16 protein-coding genes and 3 CRISPR repeat arrays are annotated in these 20,918 nt (G+C 40.9%); of the genes, 15 read left to right on the forward strand and 1 reads right to left on the reverse strand.

What is annotated here, in order from left to right; translation table 11 throughout:
• Positions 1 to 190: 190 nt before the first annotated feature.
• Positions 191 to 681: direct repeats of the CRISPR family, unit length 31 nt; unit sequence GTCGCTCCTTAACGGGAGCGTGGATTGAAAT.
• 256 nt (positions 682 to 937) lie between these two features.
• The 15 genes from cas6 to HMPREF0240_RS06085 all read left to right on the forward strand — a co-directional run bounded on the left by cas6 (position 938) and on the right by HMPREF0240_RS06085 (position 20,242).
• Positions 938 to 1,825: a CRISPR system precrRNA processing endoribonuclease RAMP protein Cas6 gene (gene cas6 / locus HMPREF0240_RS06015; RefSeq protein ID WP_009002554.1), complete on the forward strand. Its 888-nt coding sequence runs from the start codon at positions 938 to 940 to the stop codon at positions 1,823 to 1,825.
• Positions 1,826 to 1,855: 30 nt separating this feature from the next.
• On the forward strand, positions 1,856 to 2,119 hold the full coding sequence (locus tag HMPREF0240_RS23320) for a DUF6602 domain-containing protein (protein ID WP_050794484.1): 264 nt from the start codon (positions 1,856 to 1,858) through the stop codon (positions 2,117 to 2,119).
• 12 nt (positions 2,120 to 2,131) lie between these two features.
• Positions 2,132 to 2,791 (forward strand): hypothetical protein, encoded by a 660-nt coding sequence (locus HMPREF0240_RS06020; RefSeq protein WP_347462553.1) that lies wholly within the window; start codon positions 2,132 to 2,134, stop codon positions 2,789 to 2,791.
• Positions 2,792 to 3,007: 216 nt separating this feature from the next.
• The gene (locus tag HMPREF0240_RS06030) at positions 3,008 to 4,810 is read left to right on the forward strand and encodes a hypothetical protein (RefSeq protein WP_148486289.1); all 1,803 of its coding nucleotides are present in this window, start codon (positions 3,008 to 3,010) and stop codon (positions 4,808 to 4,810) included.
• A 16-nt stretch (positions 4,811 to 4,826) separates the two neighbouring features.
• Positions 4,827 to 5,531 (forward strand): RAMP superfamily CRISPR-associated protein, encoded by a 705-nt coding sequence (locus HMPREF0240_RS06035; RefSeq protein ID WP_009002556.1) that lies wholly within the window; start codon positions 4,827 to 4,829, stop codon positions 5,529 to 5,531.
• A gap of 16 nt (positions 5,532 to 5,547) precedes the next feature.
• A complete protein-coding gene (locus HMPREF0240_RS06040; protein ID WP_009002557.1) occupies positions 5,548 to 6,525 on the forward strand; it encodes a hypothetical protein in 978 nt (325 codons plus the stop codon).
• Entirely contained in the window at positions 6,522 to 7,292 is a 771-nt protein-coding gene (locus HMPREF0240_RS06045; RefSeq protein WP_009002558.1) for a hypothetical protein, read from the forward strand. Before HMPREF0240_RS06040 ends, HMPREF0240_RS06045 begins: the two co-directional genes overlap by 4 nt.
• A 342-nt stretch (positions 7,293 to 7,634) precedes the next feature.
• A CRISPR array of direct repeats spans positions 7,635 to 8,579; the repeat unit is 31 nt; unit sequence GTCGCTCCTTTATGGGAGCGTGGATTGAAAT.
• Positions 8,580 to 8,868: 289 nt separating this feature from the next.
• Positions 8,869 to 11,445, forward strand: a complete 2,577-nt coding sequence (locus tag HMPREF0240_RS06050; protein WP_035312445.1) for a response regulator — start codon at positions 8,869 to 8,871, stop codon at positions 11,443 to 11,445.
• The gene (locus HMPREF0240_RS06055) at positions 11,445 to 13,010 is read left to right on the forward strand and encodes an ABC transporter substrate-binding protein (protein WP_009002560.1); all 1,566 of its coding nucleotides are present in this window, start codon (positions 11,445 to 11,447) and stop codon (positions 13,008 to 13,010) included. The genes HMPREF0240_RS06050 and HMPREF0240_RS06055 overlap by 1 nt, the downstream gene beginning before the upstream one ends.
• 127 nt (positions 13,011 to 13,137) lie before the next feature.
• Positions 13,138 to 14,583 (forward strand): DEAD/DEAH box helicase, encoded by a 1,446-nt coding sequence (locus HMPREF0240_RS06060; RefSeq protein ID WP_009002561.1) that lies wholly within the window; start codon positions 13,138 to 13,140, stop codon positions 14,581 to 14,583.
• Positions 14,584 to 14,746: 163 nt separating this feature from the next.
• The gene (locus HMPREF0240_RS06065; RefSeq protein ID WP_009002562.1) at positions 14,747 to 15,433 is read left to right on the forward strand and encodes a hypothetical protein; all 687 of its coding nucleotides are present in this window, start codon (positions 14,747 to 14,749) and stop codon (positions 15,431 to 15,433) included.
• Between the two features lie 348 nt (positions 15,434 to 15,781).
• A CRISPR array of direct repeats spans positions 15,782 to 16,983; the repeat unit is 31 nt; unit sequence GTCGCTCCTTTATGGGAGCGTGGATTGAAAT.
• A gap of 341 nt (positions 16,984 to 17,324) precedes the next feature.
• A complete protein-coding gene (locus tag HMPREF0240_RS06070) occupies positions 17,325 to 17,513 on the forward strand; it encodes a hypothetical protein (RefSeq protein WP_009002563.1) in 189 nt (62 codons plus the stop codon).
• 280 nt (positions 17,514 to 17,793) lie between these two features.
• Positions 17,794 to 18,204 (forward strand): hypothetical protein, encoded by a 411-nt coding sequence (locus HMPREF0240_RS06075; protein WP_009002564.1) that lies wholly within the window; start codon positions 17,794 to 17,796, stop codon positions 18,202 to 18,204.
• On the forward strand, positions 18,198 to 18,539 hold the full coding sequence (gene tnpB, locus HMPREF0240_RS06080) for an IS66 family insertion sequence element accessory protein TnpB (protein WP_009002565.1): 342 nt from the start codon (positions 18,198 to 18,200) through the stop codon (positions 18,537 to 18,539). Before HMPREF0240_RS06075 ends, tnpB begins: the two co-directional genes overlap by 7 nt.
• A gap of 86 nt (positions 18,540 to 18,625) precedes the next feature.
• Entirely contained in the window at positions 18,626 to 20,242 is a 1,617-nt protein-coding gene (locus HMPREF0240_RS06085; RefSeq protein ID WP_009002566.1) for an IS66 family transposase, read from the forward strand.
• A gap of 434 nt (positions 20,243 to 20,676) precedes the next feature.
• Here the strand turns inward: HMPREF0240_RS06085 and HMPREF0240_RS06090 are convergent.
• A partial coding sequence (locus HMPREF0240_RS06090; RefSeq protein WP_009002567.1) for a transposase domain-containing protein occupies positions 20,677 to 20,918 on the reverse strand: 242 nt, incomplete at its 5' end.

Genomic DNA, 20,918 nt, shown 5'->3' on the forward strand with positions numbered 1-20,918 from the left:
GCATAGTAAAAGTTTCAAGTGCGAGTGTTAAGTAAACATAAATTCCTTGGAGGATTCGCACCGAAATAAACGAGGTATTTCATGTGAATTGATGCATATACCATAGGATAAGCTTGCTAAAATAGAATTAAATAGGTATAATTATCTAAATGGAAACAGAAATAAGAAGATAAGATTGTGCAATATTGCTGTCGCTCCTTAACGGGAGCGTGGATTGAAATGTCCTCCCTTCGCTCTCGTGCTTGCGTACTGAGTACGTCGCTCCTTAACGGGAGCGTGGATTGAAATTCCTATTCTGGTCTATACGTTTCCGGAAGAGGCAGTCGCTCCTTAACGGGAGCGTGGATTGAAATCTGTCATCAATATCAGAGTTCTTGGATTTCCTTTGTTGTCGCTCCTTAACGGGAGCGTGGATTGAAATCTGTAGAGTCTCTAGCATACCGAGTTGAATCGTTGTCGCTCCTTAACGGGAGCGTGGATTGAAATGATTATTTTGTTTATAAATATGTGGGAAACGTGTGTCGCTCCTTAACGGGAGCGTGGATTGAAATCATTTTCGCGCCGGCTCCTGCTCCAGACAGTCCGTCGCTCCTTAACGGGAGCGTGGATTGAAATAGATCTACGGGAGGGAATACAAGAAGCCGAACCTAGTCGCTCCTTAACGGGAGCGTGTATGAATTGAGTTATTCCTGCAAACGTAAGGTCATTGGGGGATATGGAGATTCGAACTGCCAGGGGAGTCTTGGTTATACGGAATAGCCAGTTATAGTCAAAGCGCAGTTACCTCTGACATTTGTCGCAATAATGTATGCATGCAAACTGACTTTGTCTCTATTCTTAGAAGAAAGTTTAGAAACAAATATGGGGAAAATACTAGTTATCCGTAAATAGCAGAAGAAAGGCAAAAGCGTAGTAACTACGCTAACGGGTTTAGTTTATGAAGGAACAGACATCATTTGATATCAGATATTTGCCGCTAAAAATCACTTTAGTTTCATTAAAACGAGCGGAATTACCGCCTTATCTCGGTTCAACATTACGGGGAGTGATTGGACAGGCGTTATATAGTGTGGATAGTAAGGCCTATGATTTTCTATATGCGAATGGTAAATACTCTGATGACAAACAAGATATTGTTAAGCCCTATTTGATTGTTCCGCCTGAGGTTTGTGGGACAAAAAGAATAGTTGAACAAGGAGAAGAATTAAAGTTCGAATTCATACTTCTTGGCAATGCAGTTAAATATGCTCCGTCATTGTCGAGGGCCTTACAGGATATCCGGCGATTTGGTTTAGGGGCGCAGCGGTCACCTTTTTGTCTATTGAAAATCATTAATAGCCAGGAACAAAGAATTCTTTGGCGGAAAGAAAAGTATTATGCTGCAGGTGCAAATGTTGTTAGTTTACCTTATCATAGATTGGTGGATGTTACAGGTGTAATAGTAAGGCTCTGCACTCCGCTTCGAATTCGTCGTAGTGGTCAGTTATTAACAAGCATCTCGTTTCCTACATTGATTCGAAATATTACCAATCGGATTATGTCGATAACAACGCGATATGGAGGGGATGTGGACAGGGATGAGGGGGAAAGGTTACAGTTGATTGCAGCAGAGATTAAGACGACCAAAGAGGACTTGAGATTAGAACAGTTAAATCGATATTCAAATCGTTTGCGGGAAAAGATGGATTTTAGCGGTTTATTGGGAGAGTTGGAATTCGAGGGGGATTTGACACCCTTTGTCCCGTGGCTGTTTGCGGCACAAATTTTGCACATCGGACGAAATACGACCTTTGGGATGGGTCGGATTGAGGTGTATTTTTTTTGAAACATTTAGAAAACATATAGGGAGAAACATATGAAGCAAGAAGAAACAGAAAGAAAAATTGATACGAATTATGTAGGTAAGTATACAAATGCCGATCATTCAACGATACAGAACATTAAAGTGAATTATGAGCGGATGGAGAAGGGAATTGTAAATGAATTATACTTTAAAGTGCCTCATGGCAGCACAATAGGGCATCATCGGGAACAAATTTGGGGGGAGATGTTTCGGAACATTGTACCCCGAAAGTTTGTGATTGAACAATCTGTGTTTATTATCGATTCATACGGATAAGTTTCGAAAGAAGTGGATTTGGCTATTTTCGATGAAACATATACTCCGTATATTTTCAGATATGGGAATTTAAAATTTTTACCAATTGAAGCGGCGGCAGCAGTTATTGAATGTAAAAGTTCATCAATGGATAAGAAGATATTAAAGGATTGGATATGTAGTATGAGGGTACTGAGGACTTCAAAAAAATCATATGTCCGTACTATCAATAAAATTGCGTGTGGGGAAAAAGAACCTGTAAATACACAGACCGCTACGCGTCCTTTGCGAATTTTGTGTTGTTTAAACGACAAGGATATCAGTGAATTGTTGAACGAAGATGAAACCTCTTTTGATATTGTTATAAGAGCAATGCCTGGCGAGGAATGTAAATTGCAGATTGAATGGGATGATGGAAAGAAAAATTTATATGATTGGTATGTATCTTTAAATCATGCGGAGGGATTACCAGTGCATGAAAATAATTCTACAAACTGGGAAGAGGCAGTGAAAAATTATGGATTAGATAAATATCAGGTTCATTATAACGGCTCAGAGCTTTCATTGCTGACATTCAATTTACAGCTAAATCAGGTGCTCATGTTAATTAATAATCCAATGTTGTTTCCGCATGCAGCATATGCGGAGATGTTTGACAGAAATGGGAACTTGGAGGAAAAAGAAAATGAATGAACAGATAGTCGCATTATCCGTAGATAAGATTCAAACATTTTTAACTGAGGTTATTCATTCTCACGTACAGGAAAAGCAAACAGAAGATGCCACACTACGGGGGATCATTAATTCCTCTTACCAGATTTCCAAGGGCTTTTTTGAACATATACATAATAAATTTCCTGAGTTGGACACGAATGTACTATTGAAATGTTCAGGAGTATATGTTTTTCGGTGTACATTACCGGAAGTGGAGTTGGAGCGTCGTTTGAATTCTTTATTTTCAGATTATTATCGGGAATCACAGGGACAGAAGTTAATCCGATGGGTATTTTCCCGTCAGAGGGCTTGGATAATATCGCTGCTATTCATAAGGCCAAAAATAGGCTAAAGCAAGCGAAGAACTGGAATAAAATAATATCAGAAAACCGAGAGTTACTTTTCTCATTTTGTCAGGTACAAGAGAAAGAGGAGAAAAAGCGTAGTATAAATTTGCCGGCTTTTTCCAGAGATATCAATGCATTAAATGTGAAAGAAAACTTAAAAAAGGATGCAGAGGATAAAAAACGTTTTCGTATTGCCATTTTAAAAGCAGATTTAGATAAAATGGGGGCGATGTTCAAAAGTATTCAGAAATATGAAGAGTATAAAAATATCAGTCAGATACTTAATGAAGAGATCTCTTTGGAAGGACTGCATCGAGCAGCACTCAGTTGCGCACCTGAGGGAAAGACAGGATGGCTTTTTCCGTTATACATAGCCGGAGATGATATCTTTTTTGCTGTGGCCATCGAAGATTTGATTTATGGGATCAATGTCTGCAGGGAGATTATGAAGAAGGTGAATGATAGAATTGAAAAGAGCGGCAATACAACTAAGTTGTTTATAAGCGTCGGAGTAGAAATTACATTTAACAAACAGCCTGTACGTTATTATATGGAGATGGTTGAGGCACAGCTAAAGAATGCAAAATCCCAAAAAGTTCCAGAAGCCTTGAATGAGTTTTTTACAATGAAGATATCTATAGGAAACCTGACATTCTTTGATATAAATTATGAGTGGATGAAAGAACAGAAAAAGTTAATAAAGTGCATAAGGAGAGGCCAGCGGGGATGTCAATGTGAGAATTGCAGAAAAAGGTCAGAAATAAATCAGCAGTTACAGAACACTCCTATTTGGAATTTCTTTCTTAGTGATGTCAGGCTCCTCAATTATATAAGAAGTGAAAACAGCGGATGTTCCGAGTTGCTGGGAAAACCTAATTTTTTTTATACATTGTTGGAAGATATTAAGGATATAGATGTCCCATGTGATCATGTGAAATATATGAATCATGTATTGTACCACTTGATGCCAAACCATTTTGAAGATTCTGATCAAAGAGTTAGAAAACTGGAACTTCTTTTGAATAGCAATTTAATTAGACAGTTATACCGAAAGGATAGAGATGGTACGAGGATAGATCTGTGTATAGATACAAAACAGCGTTTTGAATCATATCTGCGGTTAATGCTTTTTTTCTGTGATGCCCGTTTTCAAATTTCTGTAAAAGAAGGATGGGAGATGTACGAAAAAAGGTATGGAGAGAATAAAAAAGAAATTTATCGATATTTGTTTAGTCAGCCTAGAGAGTACCTCTACGGAAAGTGTTTGATAGAGATAAATAAAAAACTGACAAATGTTTTTGTGGAGAAGGTAAGTATTAAGAAGCCGTATAAAGAGGGTTATCAACGACTTGTGCTTGAAACATCCATGTTCTTCCGATTACGCGAAGTAAACTCTATACCACTAGAAAAGGCAGCGGAAATGATAGAACTGCGCAATCCATCAACACAAGAAGAGCAGCGGGAGATAGAAGTTCTAAATGAGAAACGTAAAAAGGAAGGGAAACTTTCTAATCGATTGTATTTTGATAAGGAGAATTTTTTGGAATTTGCAGAAAAAACAAAGGCATGGACCTCTGATTTTGTAGATTCTCTGATGCTATTTTATCAGTACAATGAGATGGTAATGAAATTCAAGAAGACAGAGTGGTAATAGGAGGCTTTGCGAGATGGAGAACATCATAAAAATAAGAATAAAAACTCTTTCAAATCTTTTTATTGGGGGAACACCGATGCCTTTTGAAATTGGTGGAATAGATCAGTGGACAGCAGTGGATGGAGAAGGATTTCCGTGTATTCCTGCGTCATCTTTAAAAGGAGCACTTCGCGCTATTGTGGTAGATGATCATAGTGTGGAGGCTGCAGAAATCGCTCGCTGGTATGCAGAACTGTTAAGAAAAGAAAAAGAAGAAAACGAGGGGGTGATTCAGGAATGCTATAAGGAAAATGAAGAAGCACTTGACAGAATTGAAAAAAGGTATACTCGTGCGATAGAACATGCATCGGCAGGGGATCTTTTTGGAATTCGAGAGTTTAATAATACCCCCAAATTATTGTTCAATGATTTGTTGTTAAAAGAGGAGTATCGAGATTTGAAAAAATGTTTTTCTATTGACACTAAAACATCAATTAACTGTGACGGTATGGAACCAAAATCGAATCCTCGTACTTATAAAACCGCAAAGATTGGTCTTGAGTTTGAGGGGGAAATTGAGTTATTCAGGTTCCAATCCCAATATTTTGATAAAAAAGCAATTGAGGAATGTAAATCATATATCATATACAATTTGAAAAAATTCAATGAGGGTGTTTATCGGCTTGGTAATTCAAAAAGCCGTGGTTACGGAAAAATATGCGTATCTATCATTGAATAAGGCAAGGGAGAGGAATGTGAAAAATTATAAAGTTGTATTGAAATCTACTGGTGCAATTACACAGCTTCCTGATTCTCAGAAGGTATTTGGGGCATTAGTTACTATCTTCGCAGAAGTAAACGGAAACGAAAAAGCTACAGAGATGGTAAAAGCTGTACTGAATAAAGAAATTCATTTAGCATTGTCTAATGTAATACCATTAAATTATTTGCCTATGCCTCAAGATTCCGTCGTTGACAAGCTGAAGGAGAAAATGCCAGAGGATGGGAACCTAAAAGATCGGCTGTCGGCCATAAAAGCGAGAGCCTTTGTTTGGGGGAGAGACCTAAAATATGTGATGGATTATCCTGAAAAATGTAGTGAAGTGTTTCCATATATCAAACAGTCAGATGGACAGCTGCTTCGTGCTTCTATGGAAAGCGTTATATATGGGGTTGAAGGCCTGGAAACGAAATTATACACAGTACCTGCTTTAAAACTCCAGGAAGTGCAGAAAAATAAGGATGGGAGGGAGACGATGGCCTCTGTTTCCGAGTTTTGTTTTTACCTGCAGGTGGGCGAAAATGAGTTGATAACATCCATGCTGAGGATAATAGAAAAATTGATGCAAAGTGGGACATCGCTTATATTAGGAAAGCGGGCATCTCAAGGGGTAAATAAGTACCGGATAACTGCTGTGCAATCGATAGAGCTTCCGAATGCTGAATATTATTTGAATTTAGGCATGTTGCTGCCTGATAAGATTAACTTTAGTTCTTCTACATTAAAATTATTCACTTCAGAGCGGCGTCCGTTTGCTATGCAAGGCGGCTGGAGTCAAAACTGCGGGAAGTATTTTATTAGCTTTATTGATAGTGGTAGTGTGATTGTTTTAAAGAACGGAGTAGAACAAGCTGGAAAATGTGTGCCTTCTCCTTTTAATAAAGAGAGGGATATTGTGTTCGGAAATGCATTTTTGTATCCTATTGTTTTGAGAAAAGAGGGAAGAGGATGAAAAAGATTACATATGTAATGAATCTCTTGTCAAGTGTAATTGTATCTCCAAGATCTGGACAGGCATTATATAAAGGAATTGATGAATTCTGCCTGTCACCGGATGTTGAGATACCTGATTCTGAGTCCAATGAGAAACATGAGTTCAAAGTTATATATCCGTTCTACCAATATGGGGAATATAAAAAATACGATCCAGAGCATGTAAATTACTATCTTCCGGGAAGTTCTGTAAAAGGTGCGTTGCTGCATCGCAAGATGAGCGGAACTAAACTTATGGCAGATGATGTGCAGGTCCCGAGTTCAGCAATTGTCCTCCAGAGCCTTTGGAAAGCCCAATACCTCGAGGAAGAGAAAAAGGCTAAATTTGCCTTGTTTTTTGAAAATGTCGGTATTGAAATGATGAAACATGGAACCGAGTTAGAAGGAGATTTGTATTTGGAAGAAAATATGGCGTTTTCTCACATATTAGAATTGGCAAATAATGATGCGAAAGATAAAATAAGTCAAATGCGTACATATCTTCAAATGCTCCTGATGAGAAAATACAATAATGTGGATCTAAAGAATAATCTGCATGTAATAGAAAAAAATCTGTCTACTTTACAAGACGAAGACAATGTAATTTTTGTTGGTGGTTATAAGGGATTACTCCATACTATATTGCTGGGGCATAATATGAATGACCTTAAGGGAGGCTTGTACGTTGATCCTAAGACATTGCTGCCTCATGGGCTTGTGAAATTACAGCAGGTTATTCATATATAATTTATTCAGTATAGTTCACCTATTAAGTAAAGATGAGAATGGTGTAGCATCACACGTATGGTATAATATATTCTTTTTTGATTTGTATAAAGGGCTTAATCAAGAGAAGATGTAGGCTTCTGATTATTTTGTTGGCGATATGAAATGAAAAAAGTATAGTAAAAGTATTAAGTGCGAATGTCGAGTGAACATAAAATCCTTGGGAGATTCGCACCTAAATATTTGAGTTTAATACGTGGTTTGGAGTGAATGTGAGGAAATAAACATGTTATAATAACATAAAATAGGTATAACTATCTAAATGATAATGGGAAATAGATAATATATTTGTGAATTATTGCTGTCGCTCCTTTATGGGAGCGTGGATTGAAATAAACGAAAATGAATTTTAAAATTAGGAGGAGTGGTCGCTCCTTTATGGGAGCGTGGATTGAAATTGACTGCAATGATTTTTGCCGTTATGGAATTTGCGTCGCTCCTTTATGGGAGCGTGGATTGAAATATTATGCTAAATCGCAATTCCGTTACTATCATAAGTCGCTCCTTTATGGGAGCGTGGATTGAAATCTATTTCTCCTGTAATCTTATTGTGAATACGTACGCCGTCGCTCCTTTATGGGAGCGTGGATTGAAATTTCCAAAGTCATCCGCTTTACCGATGTCCCCCGGATGTCGCTCCTTTATGGGAGCGTGGATTGAAATTCTTGCACTTGGTGGAAGTATTTTGATGATAAGGTCGCTCCTTTATGGGAGCGTGGATTGAAATGTTATATTTATTTATTTTTTTGCTGTACCCTTTGTCGCTCCTTTATGGGAGCGTGGATTGAAATATCTTATCGGCTATGCGTTCAGCCTCTGCTCTATTGTCGCTCCTTTATGGGAGCGTGGATTGAAATACGGGTATCTTCTACTATTCCGCTGACTGTTACGTCGCTCCTTTATGGGAGCGTGGATTGAAATGACAACAAAACAGGCCAAGTACATAAGCATATTGTCGCTCCTTTATGGGAGCGTGGATTGAAATTCTGTTTATGAGTACTGTGACAGTCCCATGTTGTGTCGCTCCTTTATGGGAGCGTGGATTGAAATAAGCATTTCCGTAATACCTTTAAAACAATTACCTGTGTCGCTCCTATATGGGAGCGTGGATTGAAATCTCGACTATGGACACTTTGGAAATCATTGCCAAGGTCGCTCCTTTATGGGAGTGTGGATTGAAATATGCGGTAAATTGTACCCTTACCAACCTAATACTTGTCGCTCCTGTGCGGAACGTGGATTGAAATTTCATAGCCATAAAATCAACTCCTTTCATGCTACGTGGCTCCTTCATAGGAGCATGGAGTTGAATTAACTATGGCAATACATGAAGTCTACGAAGACAAGCTGCTTCCATGCAAGGTTGCAGTTTATGTGATATACCACGTAAGCAATATGCTTATATCATTGAAGCGTCTCCATTTGGAGTGGCTTCTAACGGACAATAACTATGTAAGAAACACCCTAAACCTAAAATAGAATACATAATTTCATACAGTCAATTGCGCATCTTTACACAGCAGAGAGGGGAGTGTGTATGAAAAACAAACGGATAATACTCAAATACATCGCACTTGCCCTTGGCAATATTGCAATAGCTGCATTCATACTGATTCTGTATGTAGGATACGCCAAGAATGTCAGGAGTGACAAAGAAGCAGCGGCGCGGGAATCATTTACCGCGGCAGTAGAATCCACTGCTCAGTTATCGTATGGATATATGAGTGGCCAGCAGAATGAGTGTGACAGCTGGGCTGCATATCTGGAAAATCATGGGTATTCAATGGAAGAGGCGATTAAATATCTGAAAGAAGTCAATATAAACGATCATACTTCTGTAAATATATTATATTACGACACGCTGTCCGGTTTATCTACAAGTCCGGAAAAGGACGGTGGGAACGTTGATTACTCACATGTAGCAGAGTCATTTACTTACATTCTTCCCCAAATGGTTAATGGAGACAGAGGTGAAGGAACCATTTACATTTCTTCCGCATTTATCAATCCGCTGGACGAGGTCAAGAGCGTTGGTTTTTGCAGCCTGCTGACAATAAAAGACGAACATGGCCAAAATGCGAAAGCGTTACTCGTAAAGACCATTCCAGTCGATGTACTGCACGACCAGTGGCTGTTCCCCGGGGCATATCGTGAGGCAGAGGTTTCTTTGATAGATATAAATGGGCGGTATATTATTCAGTCTGATTCAATGAGCGGAGATACCTTCTGGACATTTATCAAGCAAAACAACGATCTGTCATATATTGATATAGGTGAATTTCAGAGTTCTTTTCAGAAAAAAGAGCACTGTCTGGTTGACCTGAAGGATGGGGATGGAGAGAATGCATATTATGTCAGCGCTCAGATAGAAAACACACCGAACTGTACTTTCGTAGGCTATATTCAGGCAGAAAAGCTGGTTGATATGGGACTTGACTGGCATATGTTTCTGTATGCAGTTATTGGTTTTATATTTCTGCTGATCTTGGATGGAAGCTATATCATGTCCATTAACAGGCAGCTCAGGAAGAGTGTGGAGGAAACGCGAAATGCCAACATGGCAAAAACCAGGTTCCTTTCCTCTATGTCACATGATATCCGTACGCCGATGAATGCTATTATTGGGATGACGGAAATAGCAGTTAAGCATATTGATGACCGCAGGCGGGTGCTGGACTGCCTTGACAAGATAACGCTGTCCGGCAGTCATTTGCTTACGTTGATCAATGATGTGCTGGATATTTCTCAAGTCGAATCGGGAAGGATGTCATTGCACCCGGTTGTGTTCTCTCTTTCCGAATGCACCACAAATCTTGTGAATATCGTAAAGCCGCAAATTAAGGAAAAGGGACTGGAATTTGATGTGCATCTGCATAATCTGCAATATGAATATCTGTATGCGGATGAACTTCGAATGAATCAGATATTCATTAACCTTCTTACCAATGCCGTAAAGTACACAAACCCAGGAGGTAAAATCGTCCTGGATCTAGGAGAGACATTTTTACCCGAAGACAGCAGAGTAATTCTTACATATACCGTTCAGGATACAGGGATGGGTATGTCAAAGGAATTTATGAAAGATATGTATCAGGCATTCAACCGTGCAGTGGATCCCCGTATTGATAAAGTACAGGGCTCCGGACTAGGACTGGCAATTACCAGACAAATGGTTGATCTTATGAATGGTACAATCGAATGTGAAAGTGAGCCGGGACGTGGAACAAAATTCACTGTTACGCTGGCGCTTCCTGTCGCAGAGAAAAACACAGATGATTTCATGCTGCCTCCACTTCAGCTATTACTTGCAGACGATGATGAAGTGTTCCTTGAAACAGCGGAGGATACACTGGTTTCCATGGGGGCGGCTGTTGATAAAGCCAACAGTGGACACATGGCAGCTAAAATGGCGGCAGCGAAACATAAAATGGATAATGATTATTCCTTCATAATTGTGGACTTTAAGATGCCGGACATGGGGGGCATTGAGACCACGAGAGCGATCCGGGCTGAGATTGGCGATAAAGTTCCGATCATTATAATCAGTGCTTACGATTGGAATGGAATGGAAGATATGGCAAATGCGGCAGGAGCAAACGGCTATATCATTAAGCCGATGTTTAAGTCCCTTATCTATGATAAATTGAATGAGTTCCTGCATTTTTCTGAGGAGAAAACAGAGGCTGAAAAAAACGAAGAAGACGGAATGCAGGGGCTGCATTTCCTGGTTGCGGAGGATAATGACCTGAACTGGGAGATCATAGAAGAGTTGCTGAAATTCTATGAAATTAAGGCGACCAGAGCGGATAATGGACAAATCTGTGTGGATATCCTAAATCACGCAAAAGCGGATACATATGACGCTATCCTGATGGATATCCAGATGCCTGTTATGAATGGACATGAAGCATCCAGGACGATTAGGACTCTTCAGGATAAAAATAAACGGAATATTCCGATTATTGCCATGACTGCGGATGCCTTCGCCGAGGATATCCAGGCGTGCCTGGAAGCGGGAATGAATGGCCATGTTGCCAAACCGGTTGATATGAAAAAGCTTTTCAGTGAGCTGAGAAAATCAGGGCTTGCCAATAAAAGAGGAAGGAAAATCTGATGAAAATGAAAAGAGCATTTTCTATTCTGCTGGCATCAGCGGGCGCTGCCTGCCTTCTCGCCGGATGCGGCGAAAGTTCAAAGAAAAGCATTGAGGACACCGATGTATTGTATCACGCTTATTATTCAGAACCATATGTGTCGTTAGATCCAAGTACAGAACAGTCCAATGGAGTTAAAATTCTTTATAACGTATATGAAACTCTGACGTACTACGATGCCCAATTAGAAGAGGCAGTGCCGAAGCTTGCCGACGAATGGTCATCCAATGATGACGGTACCGAATGGGTATTCAAACTGAGGGAGGATGTTAACTTTCATGACGGAGAAAGAATGAATGCGGAAGCGGTCAAAAGATCCATTGACCGTACGATCACTCTCGGAAAGGGAGTATCATACATCTGGGACAGCGTGGATTCTGTCGAAGTGACCGGAGAATATGAAGTGACCTTTCATCTTAATTACAGTGCCAATATCCCGCTCATCGCATCGGCAAGCAATGGTGCATATATTATGAGCCCGAAGGTAATTGATAAGGATGTAAAATGGTTTAACGAAGGGAATGACGGAGGAAGTGGTCCGTATACAATTACTACGGTTTCAGCCAGGGCGGTTACCATGTCGGCTTATAAAAACTATCGCGGCGGCTGGGCGGATAATCAGTATAAGTATGTTTACATCCAGGAGGTTTCGGATTCGGGCACTCGCCGTGAACTTCTTGAGAACGGGGAATCCCAGCTCTCATCGGATTTTTCGAAGGAAGACTTATCGGTTTTAAGTGAAAACGATGAATTTAACATTCTGACTGCAAACACTTTCATGAATATAATTTTGATGCTGAATACAAAGAGTATTCCCTGTTCCAATGCAGACTTCAGGAAGGCACTGGCATACGCTTTTCCGTATGAAGAGACGGTCAATCATGTTTTGGGTAAAAATGGGACGCAATCCTATGGTATGATACCGGCAGGTCTTTGGGGACACAGTGATGATCTGATGCAGTACATCTGTGACCTGAAAAAAGCAGCAGAATATCTTGAACGATCAGGATTAACCAATGTTACCGTGACTGTTTCATACATGGGAAGCGATGCTGTATATGGAGAAATGCTTCAGTTGTATAAGAAAAATCTTGCACAGCTCGGTGTAACTTTAAAGCTTCTAAGTATGGACTGGGATGCACAGCAGGCGCTGGCAAAAAGCGCTGATCCAGATGACTGTCAGGATATCATGGTCATGAAATGGTGGCCGGATTTCGCCGACCCTGCCAGCTGGTTTTCAACGCTGCTCGTTAATGACGGGGATTCGGTTGGCTATAATTTCTGCTATCTGGATGACAATGTATTTGAAGACAAGAATAAAAAAGCTGCCGAACTGACCGCAACGGATAAGGACACTGCAGAAAAGCAGTATATACAGATGCAGGAAGAAATTTTGGATGAATGCTATATGATTTTTGCTTTTGATACAATGCAGCATTATGCCGTAAGCAATACAATCAGCGGCGTTTATGAGAATCCTGCTTATCAGAGCTGTATTTACTACTATGATATTAGGAAGAAATAAAGTAAAATATCGGATAGAAGAGTATTTTGCTTAGTTGTTATAAAGATTACTTCAATAAATTTTGCTGTCGTTCCCAAGGAGGGACTTACCATTAAAGTAGGTGACAGTCCAAAGAAAGGCAGAAAATATGACAAATGAATTCTACAAATACGAGCTCTCAAAAGAGATTTTGGAGTCATTAAATGGATTAGGTTACAAAGAACCCACAAGCATACAACAGGAGGTAATTTTGCCAATGCTGGCGGGAAAAAATGTAGTTGTGAAAGCCCCTACAGGCAGTGGCAAGACAGCAGCATTTGCCATACCTATCTGTGAAAACATCTGTTGGGAAGAAAATGCACCACAGGCACTAATTCTTGAGCCAACAAGGGAACTTGCAGTCCAGGTCAGCGAGGAAATGTTTTATATCGGAAGAAAAAAGCGGCTAAAGGTTCCTGCGCTATTCGGTGGATTCCCAATCGACAAGCAGATTCAGACTTTACGGCAGAAGTCTCATATTGTGACAGGAACACCGGGCCGTATTATGGACCATCTCGGAAGGGAAAGTCTGAATCTGGAAAAGGTGAGATGGCTGGTAATAGATGAAGCAGATCTAATGCTTGATATGGGTTTTATAGATGAAGTTAAAAAAATCCTTTCCATGGTTCCAACTGATTGCAGAATCTCTCTGTTTTCGGCAACATTGAAACCGGAGATCCAGGAACTGGTTGATGAATTCATTCCAGACATGACGATTGTGATGCAGAGCGCTACAAATGAACAGGTGGCAGCCATTACTGAAAAGTTATATTTCACAGACCAGGAGAACAAATATGATACATTCCTTGAGATTCTAATCAACGAGAATCCACAAAGCTGTATGATTTTCTGCGGAACAAGGGAGATGACAAATGTTTTGTTTCAGAAACTGCGCAGGAGGCGGATATTTTGCGGGATGCTGCACGGCGAAATGGAGCAGAGGGAACGTTTGAAAACCGTAGATGCATTCAGGAGAGGCTGTTTCCGATTCCTGATCGCAACGGATGTGGCGGCCAGGGGAATTGATTTTGAGCAGATTACCCATGTAGTGAACTATGATTTCCCATCGAAGAAGGAGACCTACGTACATCGAATCGGAAGAACCGGGAGAAATGGAAAATGTGGTACAGCCATCAGTCTGGTGACGGAAGAGGATAAAAGAATGTTAAGGCAGGTGGAGGAGTATGCAGGCCGGCAGCTGCCATTTACAGAACTTCCAGTATTGGATGAAGAGAAGGAAAAAACATTCTGGAAATCCCAGCATATAAAAGTTGAGGTTAAGCCTAAAAAAGGAACGGCTTTGAATAAGGGGATTACCCGTCTTACGATCGGAGGCGGCCGTAAATCAAAAATGCGGGCAGGAGATATTGTGGGAACGATTTGCAGTATTGAAGGCATAGAAGCAGATGATATAGGGATTGTTGATATCAGAGACAGCCTGACTTACGTGGAGATATTAAATTGCAAAGGGGATCAGGTAATGGAATGTCTTCAGGCGAAGCCGATTAAGGGTAAGATTCGGAAAGTCAGGAGATCAAGGGTGATTGGAAATTGAGAATCCAATGAAGCTCCGGGAAATAGTATATAAGAACTAATAATGTTAGTTGTCATTAAAAAACTTCTTTTATGGAAATGTAATAAACTGATCTTAGGTAAAATTGTGAGGCCATAGAGGGACATAAGTACGTATTTATTGAGAATGCGGGGGAAAAGAGAACATGGAGTATATAGTTTTAAATAGCTACATTAAATTAAAAAAGCAAACCCAGAAAGGATTGAAGGAAGTTATTCAAATCTTAGGCAAATTAAATACCTTTTTGTTTTTATTAATGTCTATAAGCGCGATTACCTCTATACTTTTCATATTTTTGCCATCAAAACATAGAGTAATAATATCGTATATATGTATAGTGGTTGAAATAATTTGTGTGGTAATTATTTCAATTACTACACAAAGGGAACGTGTTTTAAATAGCAGCGAAGATATAAAAGCACAGGATGATAAGTATGATACTGTAAAGGAGTGGTTGGAAAAAATTGGCTTTATAGAAAAAAATCAAATCAAACAATTATATCGCCGCTGTGAAATTGAAGTGGAGAGAAATAATGAAAGAAGCCTCAGACGAAAAGTGTTTATTGATAAGATATTTAACCTTTTCCTAATTCCAATTTTCGGTGCTGTTTTATCATGGGTGTTTGACTTGAAAGCCGATCCTGGAGATAGTATGGCGATGGTAATAGTGATTGGTATGATAGGAGTTGTCTTATATTTATCAGCCCACGGTTTATTAAATTACTTAACACCAATTATAGACAGACAAAATATTAAGATGTATAAAATGGTAAAAGATATACAAGGAGTATTAGATAGAAAATTCTCAATAGAAAATGAGGACATTGTTTGATGTAAATTTTGAAGGGAAAAGCAAATATGCTCTACTTTGTTGGTTTTATAAAAATGGCCTGTATTTCTTTTTTGATAAGAAGCATGGTGGTTATCTCTGAATAGCATAGCCAGAGAAGGAAGTGATCTGCTGATATTTTTGTTGACGATATAAGGCGAAAGAGCTAGCAAAAATTAAGTGCGAATGTCAAGTAAACATAAATTACCTGGGGGATTCGCACCGAAATATACGAGAAAATTCGTACGATTTGAAGTGTGTGTGAAGAATAAGCTTGCTTTAATGAAATAAAATAGGTATAATTATCTAAATGAAAAAGGATATATAGGGATAAGTTTGTGCAATATTGCTGTCGCTCCTTTATGGGAGCGTGGATTGAAATTAAACACATCTTTACACTTCCTGTTGTTGATTTTGTCGCTCCTTTATGGGAGCGTGGATTGAAATGGCTGAGGTCAATAACAGCATAGATGAGCAAAATGTCGCTCCTTTATGGGAGCGTGGATTGAAATCGGGAACAATGGCAAGATTTAACCTGGCTATAGGTCGCTCCTTTATGGGAGCGTGGATTGAAATATCCGTGATTGACTGCAATTCGCCTAGTAATGCACGTCGCTCCTTTATGGGAGCGTGGATTGAAATGCCATTATTTTATCCAAAAGTATTTTCATACTGTCGCTCCTTTATGGGAGCGTGGATTGAAATCTCTTGGTAGTATAAAACCTTCGCTATCATGCATGTCGCTCCTTTATGGGAGCGTGGATTGAAATCTTTACCTGCTTTTCGAATTTATCGTAAGGCTCCGTCGCTCCTTTATGGGAGCGTGGATTGAAATTCTGCTAAGATACACGTATGTGTATGTCGGAGTAGTCGCTCCTTTATGGGAGCGTGGATTGAAATAAAAACACGGCAATCGCTACGACAATGACAGCCGTCGCTCCTTTATGGGAGCGTGGATTGAAATTTTTAAACACAGATCCATTAAATTCATATCCTGTGTCGCTCCTTTATGGGAGCGTGGATTGAAATAGGATATCTATAGACGTGGATGGCAAGGTAACCTGTCGCTCCTTTATGGGAGCGTGGATTGAAATCATGTTGTCATGCAGGAATCCAAAGCTCTCCATCGTGTCGCTCCTTTATGGGAGCGTGGATTGAAATCATTTGATGGATTACGTGTTACCCCGTACGCTGTGTCGCTCCTTTATGGGAGCGTGGATTGAAATAATGTCTGCAAGTGCATTGACTACATCAGGTCCCAGTCGCTCCTTTATGGGAGCGTGGATTGAAATTTACCCAGCTCATATTTCGCCACCCGGATACTTGCGTCGCTCCTTTATGGGAGCGTGGATTGAAATCAAGGTTGTAGCTTATTGCGAGGTCTTTGTGCGAGTCGCTCCTTAATGGGAGCGTGGATTGAAATACGCAGATGAGTTTCAGACTTCATTTGCAAATGCGTCGCTCCTTAATGGGAGCGTGGATTGAAGTTGCTATGTGCATTCTCTGTCTTAACGATATCTCCGTCACTCCTTTATGAGAGCGTGATTGAAACAGATATGTTTTTGCAGCCTAACAAGCCGTTATGCAGTCTCTTACCATTGGTTGCAAAGCCTGGATATGCAGAATTAGCTGCATTCGAAAGCACAGCAAGTCATATGTTTTAAATAAGGTTTAAAGGGAAATGATATGCTTGGTAAGCTTGCCGATATTTCTTACAGGTTGAGAAAAACTTTATTAATTGGTTAGAGGAATGTTTCAAAAATGTCTATGGCAAAGCAGAAAGAGAAATATATCTTCTCAGAAAGCAGCGGCCTTATTTCTTTTCACGATAGAGACGGTAGCAAGTCTCAAGATAAGAAAAATAAGTTTTATAAAAGCAGGAGAAGGCAATAAAATGAAGTATGAAGCTATTATGAAATTTGTTGAGGCTACCAATCAGAAAAATTTACCAGTCATCATTGAAGTGATGTCAGAATGTTTTTGTTTCATCGATACATATGGTATTAAAGAAAACAAGGAACAAATGAAAACGGGATGGCAAGTGTTTTGTGACTCAAAAAAACAGCTGGATTCCATGAAATGAAATAAATTACGGCCTACCGCGATGGATTGTTCACGTAAATTCAGCGGCCATTGTGGACCTGTAACATAAACGCACCATAGTGGGTGTGTAGCATTCTAACTAAAATGTCAAAATCGTACTACCGGAACATCCGTAACTTACGAATTTTTACTAATTTACCAGCCATCTGTCTTTCCGTAAGCGCCAAATATTCCACCGGATTTCATAACCCTTCAGTTTAACTTATAATAGTAGTCGAAAGATATTTAGATTATTTCACTACATTTATGGAGGATAGGTTATGTCAGTTACTCGCAAAACCCGTGTTCCAATGCCGGAACAGATCAGGCTGATTAATGAATGCCGCCAGAGCGGCATGACAGATGCTGACTGGTGCCGTGAAAACGGCATTGCAGTGAGTACCTTTTACAACTGGGTCAGCCGCTGTCGAAAAGCAGCAACGGATCAGATCCTGCCGCCGAATTACGGTCATCTTGGGGATCCACGTCCGAGACAAGACGTCGTTCCCATTGACCTTGTACCGGATTCCTTTCCGGAACAACATGCGTCATCGAAGATGCAGGAAACGTACCTTGATAATTCACATACGATCGAAATTGCTGTGAAGGATATCACCATCCGTATCCGGAATGATGCCGAGCCTGCCCTGCTTACCAGAACCTTCCAGATGCTTTTGGAGTCCTTATGTTAGGCGACATCTCCGGACTTGAGAAGATCTACATTGTGTGCGGCTACACCGATATGCGGAAATCCATCGATGGGCTCTGTGCCATCATAGAAGACCAGCTTAAGATGGATCCATCGTCCAGTGCTCTCTTCCTTTTCTGTGGAAGAAGACGGGACAGGATCAAAGCTTTGTTCCGGGAAGCGGACGGATTCGTTCTGATCTATAAGCGGCTGGCTATCCACGGTGGTTATCAATGGCCCAGGAAGCAGTCAGAGGTCAGGAATCTTTCCTGGAGGGAGTTTGACTGGCTGATGTCTGGAATCGATATTGACCAGCCCAAAGCACTGAAAGCGGAATGAAAACCAGCAGTTTCCAGATAGCATTTTCCCTTGATAACAGCCTCGTTTTTGATATAATAAGGATATGAAATCCCAGGAGAGAAACGATGGCTTCCAGTGCAAAAGATATCCAGCTCAGAGAACTGAAAGATACAATCTTACAACTGAACACAATGGTATCTGAACAGACGGAGCTGATCAAATCCCTCCGTCTTATGATTGACGAAAAATCCAGCTCTGAAAAAGCACTGCAGGAACAGGTAGACTATCTTACCCAAAAACTTTTCGGCTCATCCAGCGAAAGAAGATCCAATGACATTCCAGGACAACAGAATCTTTTTGATGAAGCAGAAATAGAACAGGATCCATCCCTGTTGGAAGAAGAGACTGTGATCAGGGAGCATACCCGTAAAAAGAAAGCAGCCCATGATGATCTCTTCAAAGGTCTGAGGGTGGAAAAAGTAGTCCTCCCTCTTCCAGAAGAAGAACAGGTCTGTCCAGTCTGCGGCACGCAGATGGTCCTGATCGGCGAGGAGTATGTCCGCCGGGAACTGAAATTCGTTCCTGCCACAAGCAAAGTCATTGAATACTACAGCCAGAGTTATGGATGCCCCTCCTGTAAAGAAGGCCTTGGAGATACAGAAAAACCTGTGATCATAAAGTCCCAGGTTCCGGCGGCCCTGGTTGGGAAAGGCCCTGCCTCGGCATCCACTGTTGCGTGGACGATGTACCAGAAGTACGCCAATGGGCTCCCCCTTTACCGCCAGGAAAAGGACTGGAAACAGTATGGCGCCCAGATCAGCCGGACCACCCTTGCCAACTGGATCATCTACTGTTCACAGAACTATTTCCAGCCGATGTATGATTACTTCCACCGGAAACTGTTGAAACGCGGTTTTGCGATGGCAGATGAGACAAGAGTCCAGGTGCTGAATGAGGAAGGACGTAAAGCCCAGTCCCAGTCATTTATGTGGCTGTTCCGAAGCGGTGAGGAGGGGCTTCCGGTACTCATCCTGTATGGCTATTCTCCGACCAGGAGCGGCAGCCAGGCAAAGGAATTCCTGGAAGGCTACAGCGGGTATCTGGAAACCGACGGTTATCAGGGGTACAACAACCTGCCAGGGATCAAACGGTGTTCCTGCTGGGCCCATATCCGCAGGTATTTTATCGATGCCGTTCCGAAAGGAAAACAGTATGATTACAGCCAGCCGGCAGTACAGGGTGTCCAGTACTGCAACCGTTTGTTTGCCATAGAGGATTCCATTAACAAAAAGTACCCCGGTGATTATAAAAAGCGCAAGCAGCTACGCCTCGAGAAGGAAAAGCCCGTTCTGGAGGCTTTCTGGTCATGGCTCAACCAACAGAAGCCTGTCCTGAATACCCGGATGGACAAAGCAGTCAACTATGTTCTCAACCGGCGCGGTACAGCAGAGACCTATCTGGAAGATGGACGGTGCAGTTTTACCAATAATCTCAGCGAGAATGCGATCCGCCCATTTGCAGTAGGTCGGAAGAACTGGCTGTTCAGCAATTCCGTAGAGGGAGCCAATGCCAGTGCAGTTGTATACACAATGGTCGAGATGGCCAAAGCACACAATCTGAATATTTATGGATACCTTAAATTTTTGCTGGAGCACCGGCCGAACCAGAACATGACCGACGAACAGTTGGCTGAACTGGCACCTTGGAGTGAGAAACTCCAAGCTATCAAAAATCGCATGTGAATTATAGTGAATTACTCCAACTCACAAAGGGCTGGGGTAATTTTAAATTTTACCGCGTTATTATTTGGCGCTTACGTCTTTCCTGCTGTCCGATCATTTTCTTAAACATATAACCGCCAACAGGTGTTATTATGGCAAGAAGAAGTATAAATTAAAAACAACTAATTTTCTATCTTTAACCCGCAGCCTTACATGCGGTTTCAGCTAACTCGTCTAAATACACGGCCTCATATTTATTTCATCGGAGAAAGATATCCACAATGTCTATAACTTAGATAATCGTCAAACCATTTGCTGATACAGAAATCATCGTCGCTGTCCAGCGGCGTAGTTTGTCACATTTTCCCCGCAGGATATTTCCCAAAGTCGTCCTTCTTCTGCCAGTATTCCGTAAACGTCAAACCATCCGCCCCAACCTAAACCAACGCCGCTTTTCAGCGGCGTGGTATCCGGCATTTTTCCGGCAGATTGGTTGACCACGGCATCAAAGATGCCAATGCGTTTTTGTCTATAGTTCCATCCTTGTCTGCAAGTTTTGGCAATTCTGTAAGCAGATAGCAAAAATAATTGTAAGTACTCAGATTATTCAGTTTGGCAGTTTCCGAAATGCTGTATATCACAGCACTGGCTTCTGCTCCTTTGATAGAGTCAATTATTACCCAGTTCTTTTTGCCAA

Source organism: Clostridium sp. D5 (assembly GCF_000190355.1).
GTDB lineage: Bacteria > Bacillota > Clostridia > Lachnospirales > Lachnospiraceae > Faecalicatena > Faecalicatena fissicatena_A.

Excerpts from the sequence above, each read along its gene's own strand:
- cas6 (WP_009002554.1), top strand. The coding sequence starts at position 938 with ATGAAGGAACAGACATCATTTGATATCAGATATTTGCCGCTAAAAATC.
- HMPREF0240_RS23320 (WP_050794484.1), top strand. The coding sequence starts at position 1,856 with ATGAAGCAAGAAGAAACAGAAAGAAAAATTGATACGAATTATGTAGGT.
- HMPREF0240_RS06035 (WP_009002556.1), top strand. The coding sequence starts at position 4,827 with ATGGAGAACATCATAAAAATAAGAATAAAAACTCTTTCAAATCTTTTT.
- HMPREF0240_RS06045 (WP_009002558.1), top strand. The coding sequence starts at position 6,522 with ATGAAAAAGATTACATATGTAATGAATCTCTTGTCAAGTGTAATTGTA.
- HMPREF0240_RS06050 (WP_035312445.1), top strand. The coding sequence starts at position 8,869 with ATGAAAAACAAACGGATAATACTCAAATACATCGCACTTGCCCTTGGC.
- HMPREF0240_RS06055 (WP_009002560.1), top strand. The coding sequence starts at position 11,445 with ATGAAAATGAAAAGAGCATTTTCTATTCTGCTGGCATCAGCGGGCGCT.
- HMPREF0240_RS06060 (WP_009002561.1), top strand. The coding sequence starts at position 13,138 with ATGACAAATGAATTCTACAAATACGAGCTCTCAAAAGAGATTTTGGAG.
- HMPREF0240_RS06065 (WP_009002562.1), top strand. The coding sequence starts at position 14,747 with ATGGAGTATATAGTTTTAAATAGCTACATTAAATTAAAAAAGCAAACC.
- HMPREF0240_RS06070 (WP_009002563.1), top strand. The coding sequence starts at position 17,325 with ATGAAGTATGAAGCTATTATGAAATTTGTTGAGGCTACCAATCAGAAA.
- HMPREF0240_RS06075 (WP_009002564.1), top strand. The coding sequence starts at position 17,794 with ATGTCAGTTACTCGCAAAACCCGTGTTCCAATGCCGGAACAGATCAGG.
- tnpB (WP_009002565.1), top strand. The coding sequence starts at position 18,198 with ATGTTAGGCGACATCTCCGGACTTGAGAAGATCTACATTGTGTGCGGC.
- HMPREF0240_RS06085 (WP_009002566.1), top strand. The coding sequence starts at position 18,626 with ATGGCTTCCAGTGCAAAAGATATCCAGCTCAGAGAACTGAAAGATACA.